General features: G+C 73.3%; 20 protein-coding genes. 3 read left to right on the plus strand and 17 right to left on the minus strand.

The annotated features are described in order from the left end of the window. Window positions 1–58: 58 nt before the first annotated feature. The 4 genes from AB0K14_RS35725 to AB0K14_RS35740 form a co-directional block, all read right to left on the minus strand. Entirely contained in the window at window positions 59–694 is a 636-nt protein-coding gene (locus AB0K14_RS35725) for a hypothetical protein (RefSeq protein WP_360457116.1), read from the minus strand. A gap of 207 nt (window positions 695–901) precedes the next feature. Next, window positions 902–3,070 carry a hypothetical protein gene (locus tag AB0K14_RS35730; protein WP_360457113.1) on the minus strand — a complete coding sequence of 723 codons (2,169 nt, stop codon included), beginning with the start codon at window positions 3,068–3,070 and terminating at the stop codon, window positions 902–904. A gap of 12 nt (window positions 3,071–3,082) precedes the next feature. Beyond that, window positions 3,083–3,484, minus strand: a complete 402-nt coding sequence (locus AB0K14_RS35735) for a GtrA family protein (RefSeq protein WP_360457110.1) — start codon at window positions 3,482–3,484, stop codon at window positions 3,083–3,085. Further along, window positions 3,481–4,536, minus strand: coding sequence for a glycosyltransferase family 2 protein (locus tag AB0K14_RS35740; protein ID WP_360457107.1), 1,056 nt, complete (start codon window positions 4,534–4,536; stop codon window positions 3,481–3,483). Before AB0K14_RS35740 ends, AB0K14_RS35735 begins: the two co-directional genes overlap by 4 nt. 186 nt (window positions 4,537–4,722) lie before the next feature. On the opposite strand from AB0K14_RS35740, the gene AB0K14_RS35745 reads away from it, so the two are divergent. Further along, the gene (locus AB0K14_RS35745; protein ID WP_364340024.1) at window positions 4,723–6,552 is read left to right on the plus strand and encodes a PIG-L family deacetylase; all 1,830 of its coding nucleotides are present in this window, start codon (window positions 4,723–4,725) and stop codon (window positions 6,550–6,552) included. A gap of 19 nt (window positions 6,553–6,571) precedes the next feature. On the opposite strand, the gene AB0K14_RS35750 is transcribed toward AB0K14_RS35745, so the two are convergent. The 9 genes from AB0K14_RS35750 to AB0K14_RS35790 all read right to left on the minus strand — a co-directional run bounded on the left by AB0K14_RS35750 (window position 6,572) and on the right by AB0K14_RS35790 (window position 13,929). After that, a complete protein-coding gene (locus tag AB0K14_RS35750) occupies window positions 6,572–7,810 on the minus strand; it encodes a hypothetical protein (RefSeq protein WP_360461213.1) in 1,239 nt (412 codons plus the stop codon). After that, on the minus strand, window positions 7,807–8,604 hold the full coding sequence (locus AB0K14_RS35755) for a hypothetical protein (protein WP_360461210.1): 798 nt from the start codon (window positions 8,602–8,604) through the stop codon (window positions 7,807–7,809). Before AB0K14_RS35755 ends, AB0K14_RS35750 begins: the two co-directional genes overlap by 4 nt. 9 nt (window positions 8,605–8,613) lie before the next feature. Continuing rightward, on the minus strand, window positions 8,614–9,474 hold the full coding sequence (locus AB0K14_RS35760) for a hypothetical protein (protein ID WP_360461207.1): 861 nt from the start codon (window positions 9,472–9,474) through the stop codon (window positions 8,614–8,616). Between the two features lie 30 nt (window positions 9,475–9,504). Then, window positions 9,505–10,098 (minus strand): hypothetical protein, encoded by a 594-nt coding sequence (locus tag AB0K14_RS35765; RefSeq protein ID WP_360461204.1) that lies wholly within the window; start codon window positions 10,096–10,098, stop codon window positions 9,505–9,507. Further along, window positions 10,095–10,577 (minus strand): hypothetical protein, encoded by a 483-nt coding sequence (locus AB0K14_RS35770; protein ID WP_360461201.1) that lies wholly within the window; start codon window positions 10,575–10,577, stop codon window positions 10,095–10,097. The genes AB0K14_RS35765 and AB0K14_RS35770 overlap by 4 nt, the downstream gene beginning before the upstream one ends. A gap of 104 nt (window positions 10,578–10,681) precedes the next feature. Then, window positions 10,682–11,470, minus strand: a complete 789-nt coding sequence (locus AB0K14_RS35775; RefSeq protein ID WP_364340031.1) for a CPBP family intramembrane glutamic endopeptidase — start codon at window positions 11,468–11,470, stop codon at window positions 10,682–10,684. A gap of 71 nt (window positions 11,471–11,541) precedes the next feature. After that, window positions 11,542–12,102 (minus strand): GNAT family N-acetyltransferase, encoded by a 561-nt coding sequence (locus tag AB0K14_RS35780; RefSeq protein ID WP_360461195.1) that lies wholly within the window; start codon window positions 12,100–12,102, stop codon window positions 11,542–11,544. A gap of 110 nt (window positions 12,103–12,212) precedes the next feature. Then, window positions 12,213–13,064: a maleylpyruvate isomerase N-terminal domain-containing protein gene (locus tag AB0K14_RS35785; RefSeq protein ID WP_360461192.1), complete on the minus strand. Its 852-nt coding sequence runs from the start codon at window positions 13,062–13,064 to the stop codon at window positions 12,213–12,215. A gap of 124 nt (window positions 13,065–13,188) precedes the next feature. After that, window positions 13,189–13,929: a GAF and ANTAR domain-containing protein gene (locus AB0K14_RS35790; RefSeq protein WP_364340034.1), complete on the minus strand. Its 741-nt coding sequence runs from the start codon at window positions 13,927–13,929 to the stop codon at window positions 13,189–13,191. Between the two features lie 219 nt (window positions 13,930–14,148). On the opposite strand from AB0K14_RS35790, the gene AB0K14_RS35795 reads away from it, so the two are divergent. Both AB0K14_RS35795 and AB0K14_RS35800 read left to right on the plus strand, forming a co-directional pair. Continuing rightward, window positions 14,149–15,144 carry a sigma-70 family RNA polymerase sigma factor gene (locus AB0K14_RS35795; RefSeq protein WP_360461187.1) on the plus strand — a complete coding sequence of 332 codons (996 nt, stop codon included), beginning with the start codon at window positions 14,149–14,151 and terminating at the stop codon, window positions 15,142–15,144. Window positions 15,145–15,234: 90 nt separating this feature from the next. Beyond that, entirely contained in the window at window positions 15,235–15,603 is a 369-nt protein-coding gene (locus AB0K14_RS35800) for an STAS domain-containing protein (RefSeq protein WP_360461184.1), read from the plus strand. Here the strand turns inward: AB0K14_RS35800 and AB0K14_RS35805 are convergent. The 4 genes from AB0K14_RS35805 to AB0K14_RS35820 form a co-directional block, all read right to left on the minus strand. Continuing rightward, entirely contained in the window at window positions 15,552–16,949 is a 1,398-nt protein-coding gene (locus AB0K14_RS35805; RefSeq protein ID WP_360461182.1) for a DJ-1/PfpI family protein, read from the minus strand. The two genes, AB0K14_RS35800 and AB0K14_RS35805, sit on opposite strands and share 52 nt — an antisense overlap. Before the next feature lie 6 nt (window positions 16,950–16,955). Then, a complete protein-coding gene (locus tag AB0K14_RS35810) occupies window positions 16,956–17,372 on the minus strand; it encodes a hypothetical protein (RefSeq protein ID WP_360461179.1) in 417 nt (138 codons plus the stop codon). Between the two features lie 116 nt (window positions 17,373–17,488). Further along, entirely contained in the window at window positions 17,489–18,154 is a 666-nt protein-coding gene (locus AB0K14_RS35815) for a response regulator transcription factor (protein WP_360461177.1), read from the minus strand. Next, window positions 18,151–19,248, minus strand: a complete 1,098-nt coding sequence (locus AB0K14_RS35820) for a sensor histidine kinase (RefSeq protein WP_360461174.1) — start codon at window positions 19,246–19,248, stop codon at window positions 18,151–18,153. Before AB0K14_RS35820 ends, AB0K14_RS35815 begins: the two co-directional genes overlap by 4 nt. Window positions 19,249–19,491: the final 243 nt, after the last annotated feature.

Genomic DNA, 19,491 nt, shown 5'->3' on the forward strand with positions numbered 1-19,491 from the left:
TTCACCCGCCACGACCTCAACGGCCGGCCATCCCCGCCGAACCAGCGGGTCTCGACCACTAGTAGGTGATGTTCCAGCCGGTCCCGTCGAACGTCGCGGTCGCCGTGGTCACGCCGGCGGGGAAGTCCAGCGGTGCCTGCGTGTCGATACCCATGGTGCTCATGATCTGGCCCGCGGTGAACGTGCCGGTGCCGACGCACAACTGAGGCGTGTAGCCGTAGCTCTGCTTGCTGCCCGGTTGGGCGGGCGAGACGAAGGTGCCGAAACCGCTGATGCCGACACCCGCGTTGCCCGCGTTCGCCGGCACGCTCGCGTCCTGGACGACCAGGAGCGTCCCGGGTGGCCCCGGGCGCGGATCGGTGAGGGCCAGTTCCCCGTTCACCATGGTCAGGGTGATCTGGTTGGACTCGTCCGGCACCGCGTCGACGACCTGGAGCGGCTCGTAGTCCTGCCCAGGTCCGAACTGGCCGAGCGCGCCGCGCACGAAGTTCAGGCTGTACGTCCAGTTGACGGCGTGCGTGTCGCCGGGCGGTAGCGGGAACGACTGCCACACCACGATGGACCCCTGCGAACCGGCCTTCGCGGCGGGGAAGATCATGACGTTCGCCCGGGAGCCGGACTCGTTGACCACGGTCAGCGCGAAGTCGGCGCCGATCGGGGGTGCGACCGGGGCATCTTGTTCCGCTGTGGACATTGCTGAGCCTCCTGTCGTGCTGTGAGGGCCGGCTGCGTCGGTCCTGGATCCCACGTTAAACCCAGGTCGACCGAGCGGGAACGGCCCTCACTCGATAGTGACGGCGCATGGCGTGGTGGGCCGCAGGAGGTGTCGGTCCGTCGTCGAACCGGCCTGGCATCACTCCAAAGAGGCGGCCGACGAACAGGAAGCCGAAAGGGTGCGGGTCTACGAGGGCGATCCGGCGTTGGACATCGCGGCGTGGCGTGGGGTTCGGCGTTGGCGCGGCACGAAGTCGACGGGCCTGCGCCGACGTCGGTGCGTGAACACGGTGTAGGCGAACGCGCTCAGCAGGCTCACCGCGGCGAGAGCGATGCCCGCGGGCAAGCCCGGTGGGACCCAGGTGAGGTGCACCTCGCCCGCCTCGACGTCGGCCGGGACGTGGACGACCAGCAGTCCGGCCGGCCCCTGGCTGGTCCTGAGGTGCACGCCGTCGAGTTCGGCGCGGTAACCGGGCCACGCCAGCCTGGCGAACACCAGGGTCCCGGTTTCTCCGCGCACCTTGGTGAACCGGACGTGCTCGTGCCGGTCGTCCGGTGACACGTCCCGGTCGACGTCGACCGTCGCGTGCGTCAGCCTGCCCTCGGGCCACTCGACCGGGCCGACGCGCCGCAGCACGAGCCGGGTGTCCGTCCGGTCCGTCAGCGCCCACCCCGCGGGAGCGGTGACGTCGGGCAGCGCGCCGCGGTGCACGACGACGGTCTCCAGTCCCATCAGGTCGGCGAGCGTGCGGCCGTCGACGTCGGTCGGGGTGAAGATCCGACGCAGGCTGTCGGGGCAGGTCGAGCCGGCGAAGTCCATGCACGTCGCGTCGGCGAAGGCGCGCAACGACATGCCGGTGTACGAGCCGACCGACGCGGTGCCGGCGACCAACCCGACGTTGCCGGGGACGACCGAGCCGACCGGGAACGTCGTACCGCCGCCGTGGACTTCGGCCCGCAGGGCGGCGACGGACCGGGGGAACGAGTGGTCCGCCACGTCCCGGTTCGCCGGGAACCACGAGGTCTGCAACGACAACGTCGCGGCCACACCGAGGACCAGCACCACGCTGACGCCACGGCCGGCCCGGGCGCGGAACACCACCAGCGCGGTGCCGGCCGCCAGCAGGCCCAGCGACACCAGGTGCCGCTGCCACTGCCACGTCCCGGCCGCGAACGTGAGGTAGGCGGACAGCACGAGCACGCCCGCCGTCACCAGCGCGCGCCGCCGGAGGTGGTCGACCCGCAGCCCCGCCGTGAGCAGCACCGCGAACAGCACCCCGACGGCGAGGAACAGGACCTGGACGTGACGCAGTGGGAAGCGGAACATCCAGGCGTTCGACGGGCCCAACGCCAGCAACAGGTACACCAGCCCGACCACGAACACGCCGACCAGTCCACGCCACCGCCCGCGCAGCACGTCCCACCGCAACCACGGCAGCAGCGGCACCACGAACCAGGCGAAGTACACGCCGGGCACGGTCAGGCGCAGGGGGTCGCTGAAGGTGCGGATCAACGGGAGGTGGCTCGGCACGCTCAGGTGCAGGAGGTCCGACAGCCTCGGCATGAGCAGCCCGTTGCTGGCGAACCCCTGACCCGCCCGGACGGTCACCGCCGAGGTACCCAGCAGCGGCAGGTACACCAGCGGCACGAGCAGCCCGACCAGCACGCCGACCACGAGCAGGCGCACCAGCACCGCCCGGTCGCGGCGCAGCCACGCCTCGACCGCCGGCGCGGCCAGCACCACGCACACGCCCAGCACGCCGTACGGGTTGCCCGACGTCACCGCGAGCGCGCCGAACAGGAACGGCCACAGTGGACTGCCGCCCGCGTCCAACCGCTTGGCCGCCCACCAGGTGAGCACCACCCACGCGAACGCCATGAGCCCCGATGCCCACGACGCGGCGTCGTAGTAGAGCGTGAACCCGCAGAACGGCAACGCGATCGCGACCGCCGCCGCCGGTCCGCGCCCCGCGCCGTACGCCCGGCACAGCAGGTACGTGCCCAGCGCCAGCAGCGCGAGGAACTCGCTCTTCACCACGAGCCCGGCGAGCGCGAGGTCGTCGAACCGCGACACCAGCACGTAGTTGGCGAGGTTGACCGGGTTCCAGATGCCGAACAACGCCTCGGCGGCGATGTTGCCGCCCATCCAGTTGTCCACTTCGAGCAGCGGCCACCGCCCACTGGTCAACCGACCGCCCAAGTGGTGCCACATGGGCAGGAACTGCGCCGCGCTGTCGTCCCACGCGTAGAACAGCCGGTTGCGCAGGAACGGGACCTGGGCGAGCAGCAGCACGGTGGCGACGACGCCGGCGGCCACCGGCAGACCGGGCGGCGGCTTGCGGACGAGTGCGGACATGTCGGTGAACCCTCAGTGCCGGACGGGTGGTGAGGCGGGCGCCGGACGTCCGATGAGGACGAGTTGCGCCACGAGGAACGTGCACGGGATCGCCGCCGCCGACGCGAGCAGCGGCGCGATCCGCTGGTCCACGTCGAGGCCGGAGACCAGCAGGTAGAGCCCGCCGGTGCTCACCGCGAGGTTGGTCGCGTTGGACAGCGGGAAGAGCAGGAACGTCCGCAGCGCGGGCCGGGTGCGGAAGGTGAAGCGGCAGTTGAGGAAGTAGGAGCCGACCATCGCCAGCCCGAAGGCGACCAGGTGCGCCGCCAGGTACGGCGTCAGGGTGCGCAGCGACAGGTAGAGGGCGTAGTAGACAGCGGTGTTGAGCACCCCGACGAGCCCGAACCGGACCAGGCGGCGGAGGCGACCGGTCACCGGGCGGTCCACTCGGCGAAGGGCTCGACCGCGACCTCGTAGCCGGGCTCGTGGGCGCGCGCGACCCCGCCGGACCGCTTCGCCCCGCCCGACTGCTTCGCCCTGCCCGGTTCGTTGTCGTCGCCGGACTCGTGGACCCCGCAGGACTCCTTGACCAGGAAGTGCGGCCGACGCTTCGTCTCGGCGTAGATGCGGCCGACGTACTCGCCGATCACCCCGAGGAACAGCAGTTGCAGACCGCCGAGGCCGAGGATGCCGCACATCACCGTGACGTAGCCCGGCACGTCGACACCGTGCCGCACCGCGTGCGCGACGACCCACCAGCCGTAGCCGAACGCCACGGTGGTGACCAGGGCGCCGAGGTAGATCCCCAGGCGCAGCGGCCGGGAGTTGAACGAGAGGACGCCGTCGATGCCGTAGTTGAGCAGCTTGCGCACGCTCCACCTGCTGTCGCCCTGCGCGCGCTCGACGTTGTCGTAGTCGATCACCGCCGTGTCGAAGCCGATCCAGGCGAACAACCCCTTGGAGAACCGGTTGTACTCGCCCAGCGACAGCAGCGCCCGCACCGCGCGCTTGCTGAGCAGGCGGAAGTCGCCCGCACCGTTGTGCAGCGTCACGTCGACGACCTTGTTGACCAGTCGGTAGTAGAGCGTGGACGCGAGTCTGCGCATCGGCCGTTCCCCGCGCCGGCTGCGGCGCGCCACGACCTGGTCGTAGCCCTGGGCCGCCAGGGCGACCATCCGCGCCAGCAGTTCGGGCGGGTGCTGGAGGTCGGCGTCCATGATCGCGGTCACGTCGCCGTCGGCGTGCCGCAGCCCGGCCAGCATCGAGGCTTCCTTGCCGAAGTTGCGGCTCAGCGCCAGGTACTTGAACCTGGGGTCGCGTGCCGCGATGCGGCGCAGCACCCCGAGCGTGCCGTCCACGCTGCCGTCGTCCACGAGGAGGACCTCGAAGTCCTCGCTCACGGTGGGCAGCACCCGCGCCAGGACCGCGTACAAGTCCTCCAGCCCGCGCTCTTCGTTGAAGCACGGCACGACCACGGAAATGCGCACGGGTCCTCATCAGGAGGGGCAACGGTGGGGGACGACGGCGACTATGGCACGGCGGACCTGCCGAACCCGCCTCCGCGGCGGGCACGACGGGGATGTCCACCCCATCGGGCGACGCCCGCGCCATTCCCCTGCTCCAGCCGATAACCTCTCGGCCCCGTCGAGACCCATCGGAACAGGGATGAGCGGATGGCACGCGCACGACCGGTCGCACTGTTCGCCGCACTCGTGCTGGCCGCGCTCGTGGCGTGCGGCGACCCGTCGGCGCCGCGGGCTTCACCCGATGTCGCGTTCCTCCACGTGGTGGCGCACCACGACGACGACCTGCTGTTCATGAACCCGGACCTGCGGTACGCGGTCGGATCGGGGCGGCGGCTGATGACGGTGTTCCTCACCGCCGGCGAGTCGGACGCGCCCGATCCGGGCGGCTACTCGGCGTCGCGGCAGGCCGGCGCCCGTGCCGCGTACGCGCGGATGGCGGGTGTGGCCGACCGGTGGCGGGCCTCGGCGGCCGCGCTGGCGGACGGCCAGGTGGTCGAGCGGTACGTCCTCGACGCCCGCCCCGACGTGCACCTGGTCTTCCTCAACCTGCCCGACGACGCGAACCCGCGGGCCAGGGGCGGCAGGCACGCGCTGATGCGGTTGTGGCACGACCAGAGCGGGTCGGCCCGGGTGGACACCATCGTGCCGACGGGCGGCCAGACCACCGGTCCGTCCGGCTACACCAGGGGTGCCCTGTTGCGGGTCCTCGTGGAGCTGATGGGGGAGTTCCGGCCCACGGTCCTGCGCACCCAGGACGGCAGCCCCGACCCCGGCCACCCGCGGTGGGGCCCCTGGCACGACCACGCCGACCACGTGGCCGGCGTGTGGTTCGCGGAAGAGGCGGCGCGGATCCACCTTGAGTCGCCCGCGGTGCCCCGGCTGGTCCAGGTCGGCTACCGCGGCTACAACACCGATCACGCGCCGGTCAACCTCGCCGCGGCCGAGCAGGAGGACAAGGTGGGGCACTTCGTGGCCTACGCGCGCCACGACGACCGGATCGGCGGCCATCCGCTGTACGACCGGTGGTCCCGCCGCATGTACTACCGCTGGCCGCGTGGCACGTCGTGGGTCGGTCGTGCGGCCGACGGCAGGCTGCACGCGTACGCGGTGGTCGGCAGGCACGTCGTGGGCTGGCGGCAGGCACGTGGTGGCTGGGACTCGCTGGGCGACCTCGAACCACCCGGCCCACTCGCGGCCGGCCTGGCCGTGGCCGCCGGTCCGGGTGGCGTCACGGTGTGCGGCCGCAGGCTCGACACGGCCGAGATCACCTGCCACGACGACGGCGGCTGGACCGCGGTCGGCAGTCCCGACCACGGCGACCCGAGGGTCGGCACACCCGCCGTGGCGGCGCGCGGTGACGGCAGGCTGGTCCTGTTCGTGCGGGACGCGACCGGCGGCATCAGCCGCGCCGAGCAGGGCGGCGACGGCGAGTGGGCCGGCTGGACCCGGTTGGGCGGGTCCGACGTGCAGGACGGGCTGAGCGCGGTGGCCACCCCGGACGGAGAGGTCGAGGTCTTCGCCCACACCACCACCGCCGTGGTGCACCGGGACGGGGCGGGTCGGGACCGGGCGTTCCCGCCGACCTCGCCGGCCGGGCCTCCGGTCGCCCTCACCGCGCCCGACGGCTCGTCGACCGTCGTGCACCTGGTCGCGGACACCGGCGAGGTCGCCGTCACGTCCGGGCGCGGCACGTGGTCGGCGCCGCGGCGGCAGGCCGGGCCGGGCGGCTCGGGCGGACTCGCGGCGGTCTTCGCCCACGGCGTCCTCACCGTCGTCGGTCGGGAGACCTCCGGCGCCGCGACCACCAACGCGAACGGGGACTGGGTCGGCATCGGCGGCACGGTCCTGGACCACCCGGCCGTCGCCGTCGACGGCGACGGCCGGGTGTGGGTGGTGGCCATCGGCCCGGACGGCCGACTCCACACCACGACCCAGGACGGGGCCGGACGGTTCACCCCGTGGCGGGCGACCCCCTGATCGCGCCCGTGGCGGCCGACTACCCCGAGCGGCTCCGCCGGGCCAGCCCGACCGCCACCGAGACCAGCGCCGCCACCGCGCCGAGCACCACGGCCGCCACCGGCCCCGCACCGGCGACGGTGACCGAACCGAGCACCACGCCGACGAGGACAGCGGCCACGAGCACGCGCGCGAGCGCGGGCCGCTTGGTCGCGGGAGCCGGCGCGGGCGCGGGCCGCGCGGCCGGGTCGACGGCGGACCACCAGTCGCCACCGCGCGACCGCGCGACGACGGGCGCGGTGATCGGCGGACGCGGCGCCGGCACGGGAACGGGCGCGGGCTGGGGCTCCACCACCGCGGGCGTGCGCTCCCACCAGGGCGCGACCCGGGGCGCGAGCAGCTCGTCCAAGCCGGTGTCGGCGACCCACCCGGGAGTGCAGCACCCGCGGAGCCGTCGGGCCACCTCGTCCACGTGCGGATCACCGATCGCGGCCAGGCGTGCCCACCCGGGCGTGTCGAACGGCGGCCGGAAGTCCTCCCGCCGCAACAGCATGTTCTCTCCGGTGTGCAGGGCGTGCCAGCCGGTGGGGTCCCGCGCCAGCGCCAGCAGCGACAGGTAGACGACCAGGCCCGGGAACGTGTCCATCCACCGACCCCACGGCCGGTGCTCCGGTTGGTAGTTGCGGTGCCCGGTCTCGCCCGGTGGCGCCGTCCCGGCGAAGCGGGCGATCCACGAGCAGTCGAAGTCGACCAGCCGCAGGTCGCCGTCCGCGCCGACGAGGACGTTGCCGTGCTGGAGGTCCCCGTGCGCGAACCCGGCCCGCTGGATCACCGCCACCAGCTCCCGCCACGACCGGGCCAGCGCGGCCAACGACGCGGTGTCCGCGCGCCCCACCAACCCGTCCACGTGCCGGTTCAACGTGTGGCCCTCCACCCACTGCATCCGCACCACGGGCCAGGTGGCGCGGTTGACCCGGATCCCGTCGTCGACCCACCTCGGCAGGGCGACCACGTCGGTCAGCCCGTGGGACGTGAAGTGCTCGTGCAGCGCGCCGTAACGCGCACCGCTGGACACGTCGTCCCGGGTGAAGAACCGCAGCGCCTGCGGCCTGCCCCCGGCCATCGCCTTGAACACCACGGCACTCGTGCCCGCGGCCGGCATGGGTATCCCGTAGAGGGGGTGCACCACGAGCTCCAGCCCGCGCAGCTCGTCCGCGACGAAGCAGTCCGGGCGCTGCACCGCCTTCGTGTACTCCTCGGGCGTCGGGTACCGGATCACAGGCACACCACCAGGTGTGCGGCCGGCGCCCGGTCGAGCCGCACCCGCATGAGGGTGACGTCGTCGTTGACCATCTCGCGCGCCGCGCGCCGGTCGGCGACGAGCCGGCGGAACCGCTCCGGGTGGTCGAGACCCGCCAACGTCGTCCACAACGCCCGGCGGTCGCGCAGGTCCGCGGCCGCGACCCACTGCGCGAACGCGTCGGTGGCCAGGTAGAGCAGGTCGCCGTCCGCGAGGTCGCCCCCGGCGAACGACGCCCGGCCGACCATGGCGGTCAGCCCGGCGGCGTCGGTCGGCAATCCGTCCGGGTTGGACCCGAACGCGTCGGGCGCGATCCGCGGGAACTGCGCGACCACGCGGTGCTCGCGGACGTGGAACAGCACCGCGTCGCCCAGCGCGACCGCCGACCACCGCGGCCGCGGTCCGGCGAGGTCGAGGAGCTCGCAGCCCAGGAACGTGGCGAACGAGCCGACGGTGGCCTGCTTGAGCCGTTGCAGGTCGGTCGCGCCCGCGAGACGCGGGTCGTCGCGCCACCGGGTCCGCACGGCCGACGCCCAGTCGTGCAGCGCGGCCGCGGTGAGATCCGGCGCGGCGCCCTCGTCCCCGACGAAGCCCGCGACCAGTTGCTGCGCCCAGCGGGCCGAGCCGAAGCCCTGCGTGGCGCCGTCCGCGACGGCGAACCGCGGGCCGCGGCCGTTCCCGTCCGCGGGTGCGGCCGCCGCGCCGTCCTCCCACTCGGCCTCGGCGTTGCCGTGCTTGACCGCGTAGAAGACGACGTGCCGGGTGTGGATCACGGCCGCCCCCTACCGCGTGCGATCGGGGACTCTGGTGCCGATCTGCAACACCCGCAGCAGGGTCGAGCGGCCGACGTTGAACGCCAGGCCGCGCGCGCCCGGTCGGACGTCGTAGCCGTCGACCGCGGCGTTGTCGATCATCGGCTGCGGCAGGGGGCTGCTCAGCGCGAACAGGTCGGGTCCGGGTGGTGGCAGGCCGCCCGGATCGGCCGGGAACACGATCTCGGTGACCTCGAAGGGGGAGAGGAACACGTTGAAGAACAACGTGGCGCCGTCGTCGGTCTCGATCGACGTCAACCGCCGCACCCAGTCCTGGAGGGTCGCCCCGTCGTACGGGCTGTCGGTCACCATGCCGTCGGTGATGTTGATGACGATCGGCGGGAAGGAGCCCGGGTGCTCGGCCGCCCAGTCGAACACGTGCCCGCCGGCGACCGCGATCGCCTGGCACATCGGCGTGCGGTGGCCGTGCACGGGGTCGACCCACACCGGCATCCGGGCGCTCACCGGCATCAGGTCGATGGACGGCTCCTCCCGCACGGCCACGGGGTGCTCGGCCAACTCCGGCAGCGGCACGAGACCACGCCCGGCCAGCACGCCGCCGAACGCCGACTCGACGCCCTCGCCCGGTTCGCCGAGGCGCGCGCCGTAGCTGAAGATCCCCACGTCGAAGTAGCGCCGCACCGGGGCGTTGACCTCGGTGGTCGCCTTGATGCACATGTCCAGCAGGATGTTGTTGACCGCCAGCGCCGCGCCGTCCGCGAGCGACGCGCCGGTGCGGCCCCAGGCGAGCTTCATCGAGTCCGAGCGGTCGAGCAGGATCACCACGCACCCCGGCTCGGACCGCGACACGGACTGCCGGTACTTCTCCACAGCGCCCCCTCTTCGTCGTCGGCCGTCACGTCATCCGGTCAGGTTGCGGCGGACGACCGTGGTCGGCCACGGCGCGTCCGCGCGCCACTCCCACCGGTTGCCGCAGTCCGGGTTGCGGCAGCGGAAGGCGTAGGTGTCGCCGTCCTCGGTCAGGTCCAGCCGGAAGTCGCCGCAGCGCGGGCACTGCGCCACCACCGCGCGGTCCACCTCGTGGGCCGCCGGCGGCACCATGTCGCGCCGGTCGGCGGGGACGGTGGTCGGGCGCGCCTCGGTCCACCAGGTCCGGCCGGTGGCCGGGGTCGGCGGCGCGGCCTGGGGCGCAGCCGGGTTGGGAGTTGTGGTCGGTGTCGACGGCGCGGCCGGGGTCGCCGCCGGGGTGGGAATCCTGGTCGGAGCCGTGGTCGGTGTCGTTGGCGGCGGCGGGGCGGGTTCGGGCGACGTGGCCGCTCGGACCCGCGGTCGTCGGTCGACGGTCAGCAGCCCGAGCGCGACGACGGCACCGAGGACCGTGCCGACCGCCACCACGGTCACCACGCGCCAGGCGCCCAAGTCCCAGAACTGCACGCCGATCAGCGCGCCGATCGCGGCGCACCCCGTGGTGAGGGCCGTGTTCCGGGTGCTCATCGGCCCACCTCCGACCAGGTCACGACCAGCTCGACCCGCCCGTCGGCGTTGACCACGTCCGGGTCGACCGACGGCCAGCACGCGAAGTCGGCGAGCTGTTCCGCGGGCTTCGGGGCCGTCCACCCCCGGGGGAGTCGCACGCAGACCGTGAGCGACTCGCCCGACTTGACGTCGTCGACCCGGCCCTCGGCGTTCACCACGAGGGTCGTCCCGCTCCCGTCCAGCAGCTTCACCTGGGCGTTCGCCAGGTCGGTGACGGGTGCCCGCCCGGTCGTGACGAGTTGGAGGTCCACCGATCGAGGGTCGACCGGTCGGGGGTCCACCGGCTGTCCGGCGGGCTCGCGCACCACGGCACCGAGCAGCACGACCGCCAGGAACGAGACCACCAGCGCGTAGACCGGTGCCAGCCGGCGGTCGCGCGGGCCGCCGGGTGCGACGGCCCGGTCCCGGGGCTCGGCGGTCCTTCCCGAGGTGTGCACTGACCCTCCGCGCGGGTTTGGGCGTGTACTCCGGGTATCGCGGAGGATCATGCGCTCGTGTCGTCGTGTCCCCCGGACGGACCAACGGCGGGGTCAGCGACCGGTCACGGCAGGGCGCCCGTGGTGGCCAGGAGGAGGGCGACGGCGGGCAGCAGGTTGTTGACCTGGTGGGCGACGATGCTCGCGAGCAGGTTGCCGGTGAGCAACCGGGCCAGGCCGATCGGGATCGACAGCACCAGCAGCAGCGGTGTGCGCAGCAGTTCCAGGTGCGCCAACGAGAACACCACGCTCGTGGCCGCGAACACGACCCAGCGGTTCCAGCCCAGGTGCTCGAACGCGCGCCACAGCACGCCCCGGAACACGACCTCCTCCGCCAGCGGCGCGACCAGCCACACGGCCAGGAACACGACCACCGCCTCCGTCGGACCCAACTCGCGCCCGGCGAACGCGTCACCGACCGCCGAGGTGGCCTCCTCCTCGCCGACCCAGGCCGCCCACAGGGCCGCCGCGGGCAGCGTCAGCGCCAACCCTCCCAGGCCCAGCGCCGTGCCGATGCCGATGTCCTTGAGGCTCCAGCGCACCGCCAACTCGCGTCGCGCACGACCGTGCCGCGGACCGCCGCCCAGCCAGGCCGTGCCGAGCACGCCCACCACCGCGCCCAACGACGTCGGCACGACCAGCAACGCGAGCAGTCGCCCGTCCTCCAGCAGCGCCGCGTCCGCCGAGCCGTAGGACAGCAGCACCAGCACCGAGATCACCAGCATCGTCAGCTGCGCGGCCAGGAACACGGCCAGCAGCAACAGCCCCGCCCGCCGTTCCCGGACAAGGCCGGGTCCGGGCGGCGGCGTGGTCACGCGGTCCTCGGGAACCGGCCCGATCCGGTCATCGCTCACAACCGTGGATAACCCGTCCGGGCGGCGTGGTCAACTCGACACCGCTGTCGGGCGGCCGATCGCCCGGGCCGTCAGATCGGGATCTCGGACGGATTCGGCTGTGCCTGACGGAAGCGCCAGCGCTGTTCGCCGTCGTCGCGGCACTCGCCGGTGGCGCGCATGCCGAGACGCCGGGCGACCGCCTCGCTGGCCAGGTGCTCGGGCGCGATGTGGGCGTGCACGTCCTGCGCGCCGCGTGCGACGAGCCACCCGACGACCGCGGCGGCGGCCTCGGTGGCGTAGCCGCGACCCTGGAACGCCACCCCGATCACCCAGGCCACCTCGGCGGTCAGCCCGTTCGCGCCTGCCGTCGTGGTCGCCTGCACGGTGCCGACGGCCGCGTCGTCGTCGTCCCGCACGACGACCCAGTTCAACCAGCCCTCACGCCCGTCGTCGGACGAGGGCCGCTCCCACCGCCGGTACCGCGCCGCGAGCTCGGTGGCGGTGGGCGGCGCGCCGCCGACGATCGCGTAGAGCGCCGGATCGCCGAGCACGACCGCCATCTCCTCGGCGTGCGCGACCCGCACGGGTTCCACCCGCAGCCGCGTCGTCCGCAGCACCGCGTCCTGCGGCCACCCTGCCGGCACCACCATCGGTCACCCCCGCCGGCGTGTCGTGACGGACGTGCCCGCCCGTCGGCTCAACGTCCCGTGCACAGTAGCCACCGCGCGGCTGCGGGCCACCGGGTTTTCCGGTCTTGGGCTCACGGTGAGCGCATGCCCCGCAGGTAGCCGACGGCGGCCCAGGGGCGTCGGCCGAAGGCGAAGAGCTTCCCGGTCGCGACGGCCCGCGCGAGCCGGGTCCGGCGGAAGACGGTGAGCATCATCGTGGCCGGATCGAACCTGACCTGCGCGTCGACCTTCCCGCCGCGGGCCGGCTCGACCCGCAACCGCCCGTTGTCGTGGGTCAGCACGACCGGGGTGGTGTGCTTCGAGCGGAACTCGATGGTGACGCGGCCACCGGTACCGCCGCCGCCCGCCAGGAGCCGGCCCGACTTCCCGCCGAGCATGGGCATGAGGAACAGGTCGAAGGTGAGGGCCGCCTCGTGGGTGGAGATGGGCCAGGGGACGTCCAGCGCGCGGGCGATGTCCAGGCCGTGGATCAGGATCTCGTTGAGCTGGTGGGCCACGTGCGCGGCCGCGGGGAGCTGGGCGCTGCCCAGCCACGGCCGCAGTTCCCGCGGGTCGACGTCCTTGGCCCGGGTCAGCAGCAGGTCGACCTCTTCGAGCAGGGTGTTCGACACCACCTCCAGCGACCGCTCGGGGAAGTGGTCCAGGGTCAGCGCGTTGAGCCGGGCGAACCCGCCCAGGCCCGACTCCTGCCAACCCCGGTCGAGTTCGGGCGCGTCGAGCGGGGACAGGTCACCGCTGATCAGGCCGGCGTTGAGGCGGGCGACGATGGCGACGTGGGCGGCGGTGTCGGCCACCGACCAGTCGCCGATCGTGCGGCGCTCCGGTGTCCGGCAGGCCAGGAGCATCCGGGTGAACCGCTCCGCGGCGGCGGCGACCGCGTCACGCGCGTCCTGCCACCGCTGGTCGGTGATCTCCAGCTCCACGAGTGGCCTCCCGTGCCGTCGACGTGACTGCACCGAAGGTAGTGAGGTAGGTGATCGCCGAACTACCGCGTGCGTGCTCTACTGCGGCTGCACGCGGTGCGTGGTCCCCCGTGGGAGCCCGGCTTCAACCGAGGCCGGCGTGGGGCGGGAGTTCGCCGGTGCGGGTGAGCCGCTCGGCGAGGTCGCGCAGCTTGGCGTTGGTCTGCTGGCTGGCGCGCACGAGCACGGCGAACGCCTGGTCGGCGGTGAGCTTGTGGCGTTCCATCAGGATGCCCTTGGCCTGGCCGATCAGGTCCCGGGTGAGCACGGCGTCGGCCAGGTGCTCGCGCTCCTGCGCGGTGGCCAGGGCCACGGCGGCGTGCCCGGCGAACAGCAGGCCCACGTGCTCGGACTCCTCGTCGAACGCGTGCGTGTCGGGGGAGTACAGGTTGAGCGCGCCGAGGTCGTCGCCCGACACGTACAGCCGGAACGACAGCATGCTCGACACGTCCAGCGCCAGCGCCCGCTTGGCGAACAGGGGCCACCGGCTCTCCACGGCCAGGTCGGGCGCGCTCACGATCTTCTGCTGGTAGAGCGCGGTGAGGCACGGTCCCTGACCGGTGTCGTACTGCGCCTGGTCCACGTCGCGCGGCACGTCGTCGGTGGTCGCGACGGTTCGGATGTCGCGCTTGCTGACGATCGTCATGATCCCGGCGTGCCAGGCGCCGGGGATCGTGCCCACGGCCGAGCGCACGATCTCGTCCAAGGTGTCCTGTGCGCTGCCCTGCCGGTGCAGCGCACGGGCGACCTCGTTCAGCCGGGCGGCCAGATCGTCACCAGTCGTGTCGTCGACCATGAGCAACCTCCACCGGTCGTGGTCCGCCAAGGCCCCTCAGCATGTCGTGTGCGCCGAGTCACGTCCACGCGGGGCCGCCTGTCGACGTGGAATACGAGCCGAAGACGTTCCGTTGAACCGGGTGTCGGCCCTGCCCGAGGTGCGCGGGGCGAAGTCGTCCGAAGCCGCGGTACCGGCGGACGGCCCCTCTGAAGTCCCAGATCCCCGCACGTCAGCCGTGCGCGGGTGCTATCCGGCAAGGAGACGCCCATGTCGTTGACGATGGACCTGCCCCGCCAGGCACGCACGACCCGTCCGACCGCGACCGTGCGCGAGGAAGCGCGTGAGGCCGACCTGGTGGGTCGCTACCTGCGTGAGCTCACGTCGACGCCCCTGCTCACCGCCGACGAGGAGGTCGTGCTGGCCAGGCGCATCGAGGCGGGCGTGTACGCCGCCGAGCTGGTGCGCCGGTCCGACGAGGGCGAAGGCCCCGAGCTCGACGCGCAGCGTCACCGTGCGCTGCGCGCCGTGGCCGAGGAAGGCCGGCGTGCGAAGGACCACATGATCCGGGCCAACCTGCGCCTGGTGGTGTCGGTGGCCAAGAAGCACTCGTTCCGCGGCCTGCCGCTGCTGGACGTGGTGCAGGAGGGCAACCTCGGCCTGATCCGCGCGGTGGAGAAGTGGGACTACCTCAAGGGCTTCAAGTTCTCCACCTACGCCGTCTGGTGGATCCGCCAGGCCATCGAACGCGGCCTGGCCGAGCAGACCCGGACCATCCGGCTCCCGATGCACGTGCACGAGGAGGTGGGCAAGCTGCGCAAGGTCGAGCAGCGGCTGCGCCTGGAGACCGACCGCGAGCCCACCGTCGAGGAGGTGGCGCGGGCGGCGAAGGTGCCCGTCGACCGGGTGGTCCAGCTGCACGCCGCGAGCCGCGCCACGCTCAGCCTGGAGACGCCGGTCGGCGACGACGGCGGCGCCTCGGTGGCCGACCTGATCGAGGACGCCGAAGCCGTGCACGCCCACGAGGCGGTCGAGCAGCAGGGCGTCGCCGAGGAACTGCGCGCCCTGGTGCGAACCCTGCCCGAGCGGCAGGCACGGATCCTCACCCAGCGCTACGGGCTGTCCGACGGGCGCGCCCGCAGCCTGCAGGAGCTGGCCGACGAGCTCGGCCTGACCCGGGAGCGCATCCGGCAGCTGGAGAAGGAGTCCATCCGGATGCTGCGCGACCCCGAGCGCAACCAGGCCCTGTTCGCCTGGGCCGGCTGACGCGCCCAGCGTTTGCGGGTTCCGTTCGCGGGTAGCAGTGTCTCGCGGGTAGCAGTGCCGGAGGCTTGGCGACCGCGAGGAGGGCCCGCCATGGACGAGCACCCGATCCACCGCACGACCACCGCCGAGCTGGACGGCGGCATCCTGCTGATCAGCGTGTCCGGCGCGATCGATGCCGCCTCGCGCCCGCCGGTCGCCGCCGAACTCGACGCCGCGTTCGACGGGCAGCCGGGCGGCGTGGTGCTGGACCTGCGCGAAGTCGACTTCATGGGTTCGACCGGCATCGCCATGCTGGTCAACGCCCACCACCGCGCCGACCGGCTGCGCATCCCGTTCGGCGTCGTCGCGGACAACCGCCCGGTGCTGCGCCCGCTGCAGATGAGCCAGGTCGACGCGGCACTCCCGCTTCACCGCACCGTGGACGAGGCGGTCACGGCGATCCGGCTCGTGTCGACCTGACGCCCCGGTGACCGCCGCCGGGCGCGCACCGACCGCGCCGCCCGGACCAGGCCGAGCGCGGCGAGCACGCCGAGGGCCGCGAGCGCGACCGGCCGGAGCGTGCGCGTCCACGGCCACGCCGGCCCGCTGAGCACGAGGTGGTCGGTCGGGTACTCCAACACCCTCGCGGTCCACGTCGCGGTGGCCACGTCGGTGGTGCGCGCGAGGTCGCGCAGCACGCCGTCGAACGGGAAGCCGGGCTCTCGGTGCGGGTAGGCCGGCGCCAGGTCGGCGTACCGGTCGGCCACCCGGCGTCGCGCGGCGTCCGCGCCCGGCACCACCAACCGGTCGAGGTCGTCCGCCGCCGTCGGGTCCGCCCTGGGCACGAAGGTCAAGCCGTGCCGCGACCGCACCGGCTCGACACCGGGCGCGACGGACCGCGTGCGCACGGCCAGCGACTGCCCGTAGGTGTCGAAGACCGATGCCAGCTCGATCTCGCCCACGCCGTCGGTGAGCAGCACCCCGATCGTGTCGCGGTCCCAGCCGAACGCGGTGTTCACGCCCACGACGGCGTCGGCGGGCCGCACCTCCGCCTGGGCCATCGAAGCGGCACCGCCCCGACGGTGGTGGCGCCAGCCGGTGGCCTGCGCCGCCTCGACCGCGGCCTGCGGCCCGACCAGCCGTTCGACCACCCGCAGCGTGCCGTCCACACCGGACAGGATGCCCGCCGTGGTGATGACGTCGCCGTCGTCCACGTACCGCGTGCCGCGCACCCAGTCCACGGCCGGGTGGTCTTCCTGGAACTCGTCGACCCGCAACCAGTGCGCGGTGGCGGCACGCCCGTCGAGCAGACCGGCGGACGCGAGCACCCCCGCCCCGTTGCACACCCCCAGCAGCAGCGACCCGCCGGCCGCCTGCCGGTCCAGCCAGTCCGTGACCGGCTTCGACGTGCTCCGGCCGACGTCGGGCATGGCGGGCACGACCACCACGTCCGGCGCGCCGCCGCCGAGCAGGTCGGCCAGCCCGGCGAAGGTCAGGTCGGGCACCAGGTCGAGGCCGCCGGTGAGCGGCACCGGGCCCGCCGACGGTGCGACCGCGTAGACGTTGAACGCGCCCGTCGTGGCCAGGACCTCGAAGGGGGCGAGGGTGTCGGACACGACGGCGCCGTGGTCACCGACCACGACGACCGCGGTCGGCTTGCCCGGATCGTGTGTCACCCGTGCGGGTGACGGTGTGGCGCCGTCGGCGCGTGGGGAGTTCAGGTCGAAGGCGGCGAGGACGGTCGGCGCGCCGACGGCGGCGGGCAGGGCGAGGGCGGCGAGCACGAACACCAGTGCGGTGCCGGTGCTCCTCAGAGCTTTGCGCACGACCGCTCAGCACCCGTACTCGTGCCGGCGGCGCAGCATCGCGCCCAGCATCGCCGGCACCATCAGCACGTGACCGGCGGTCATCAGCGCCATCGCGGACAGCACGCCGGTCCAGTGCAGCGGCAGCAGCACCAGGAAGGGCACGTACATCGCGGCCGACATCTCCGCGATGCCCGCCCAGCCGTGCCGGCGGATCCGCATCCACACCGCCATGCCCAGCGACATGTTCGTCGCCATCACCAGCACGTGCGCGGTCACCACGTCGGCCAGGCCGGGCCACGCGAGCGACCACAGCGGCTCCAGGACCACCATGCCCGCCACCATGGCGACGACCATCTCCAACGCGTGCCGGGCGAAGCGCGGCACCGGACCCTTCAGCCACGGCCGCCGACCGTTCGTGGTGGTCGTCTGCTCGGAACTCATCGCGGCTCCTCCGTTGCGGTGTGCGGTGTGCGGTGTACAACGGAGATCCTCCGACCGAGGCCGGCCGCGGTCAGGTGCCGAAGGTCATGCCGGTGGTCACGTCTCGCGGCGTGACCTCAGCAGAGCCCGAGCTCCCTGGCCCGCAGCGCCGCCTGCGTGCGGTCGCGCACCTGGAGCTTGGACAGCACGCCGGTGACGAGGTTCTTCACCGTGCCCTCGGCCAGGAACAGGCTGCCCGCGATCTCGCGGTTGCTGCGACCCTCCGCGAGCAGCCGCACGACGTCGAGCTCCCGTTCGGACAGCGGCACGGGCAGCGGCTGCCGGGCCGGTGCGGCCTCGTGCGGCAGCCGTGCCACCCTGGCCACGAGCTTCGCCGCCACCGACGGCTGCAGCACCGACTCACCGCGCCGCGCCGCGACGAGCGCCTCGACCAGCCGGGCCGACGAGACGTCCTTGAGCAGGTAGCCCACCGCGCCGGCGCGCAACGCGGCGAACACGTCCGCGTCGTCGTCGAACGTCGTCAGCGCCAGCACCCGGACACCGGGCTGCTCGACCCGCAACCGGTTGGTCGCCGCGATACCGTCCAGCACCGGCATCCGCAGGTCCATCAGCACCACCTCCGGCGCCAGTTCGCCGCACAGCCGCACGGCCTGCTCGCCGTCACCGGCCTCGCCGACCACCTCGATCTCCGGCTGGACCTCCAGCAACGTCGCCAGCGCCTCCCGGAACAGGGCCTGGTCGTCCACGATCAGCACGCGGACGGGGGAGTTCGCCGCGGTCACGCCGGTACCTCCACGGTCAGCGTCAGGCCGCGCCCGGCGGCCGAGTCGACCGACACCCGACCACCCAACCCGGCCACCCGCTCCCGGAGCCCGAGCAGGCCGAACCCGTCGTCCGGGTCGTCCGGCAACCCCCGGCCGTCGTCGCGCACCTCCAACCGGACCAGGTCGACGCTCGCGTAGTCCAGCACGACCGTCGCGGCGGTCGCGTCGGCGTGCTTGCGGACGTTGGTCAACCCCTCCTGCGCGGCCCGGAACAACGACTCCTCGACCTCCGCCCGTGCCGCGCGGGCCGCACCGTGGACCTCGACCCCGGTCGGCACACCCGCCTCGGTGACCTCGGACGCCAGCTCCCGCAACGCGTCGACCAGCGGCGCGGACCGGGGCTCGCGCAGCGCGCCGACCGAGCGGCGGACCTCTGCCAGCGCCTGCTTCGACTGGTCCTGCGCCTTGGCCAGCATCGCGTCGAGCCGGTCGGTGTCGGCCGTGCCGATCACCGCACGTGCCGCTTGCAGCAGCATCTGCACGACGGTCAGGTGGTGGCCCAGCCCGTCGTGGATGTCGCGGGCGACCCGGTTGCGCTCCTGCGTGATCGCCAGCTGTTCGGCCTGGGCGGCGTACCCGCGCAGCTGCTCGTTGGCCGCCGCGAGCGCCGCCCGGGCGCGCTGCTCCCGCACCAGCAGCTCGGTGATGACGACGGTGAAGGCGGTGACGGCCAACGTGCCCAGCCCTTCACGCAGCCCGTCCGGCCACGCCATCTCCACGTGGATCAACGGGATGACTGCGGCCACCGCGGCGGCGGCCGGCAGCGGCAGCAGCAACACGCCCTGCGCGACCAGCACCACCAGCAGCAGCACGGCCCCGACCGCCGCTCCGGACAACGCGAACAGCACGAAGCCCAACGGCAGTTGGAGGAGGACGTAGGCGACCGCGAACGCCGTGCCGCGCCGCTGCACGACCGGAAACCCGAAGATCGCGAGCGCGCCGTAGGCCAGCCCGACCAGCAGCGTCGGCACGAGCGCTTGCTCGAAGTTCGCCGACCCCAGCGGCAGCGTCAGGTACGCGACCACCGTCAGGATGCTCAACGCCCTCTGCACGCCCTCACTGTGGTGGACCCCGAACGCCATGGTCAACCGCGCGCCGGCCGGCCGGCGGTCATGACCGCGACATGACTGCGGACATGACCGACGTCGACCACTTGGCCGTGCGGTGGCGCCACACCCCCAGCGCGGCGCCACCGCACGGTGTCCGGGACGTGCGCGGAGCCACCCGACGCCATTCCCCTCCCGCGTGCCGGCGGTGTTTCCGGTGTGTGCGGAGTTGATTCACTCGATAGGGGA

Origin of the sequence: Actinosynnema sp. NPDC050801, from assembly GCF_040673975.1 — a bacterium.
Lineage (GTDB): Bacteria > Actinomycetota > Actinomycetes > Mycobacteriales > Pseudonocardiaceae > Actinosynnema.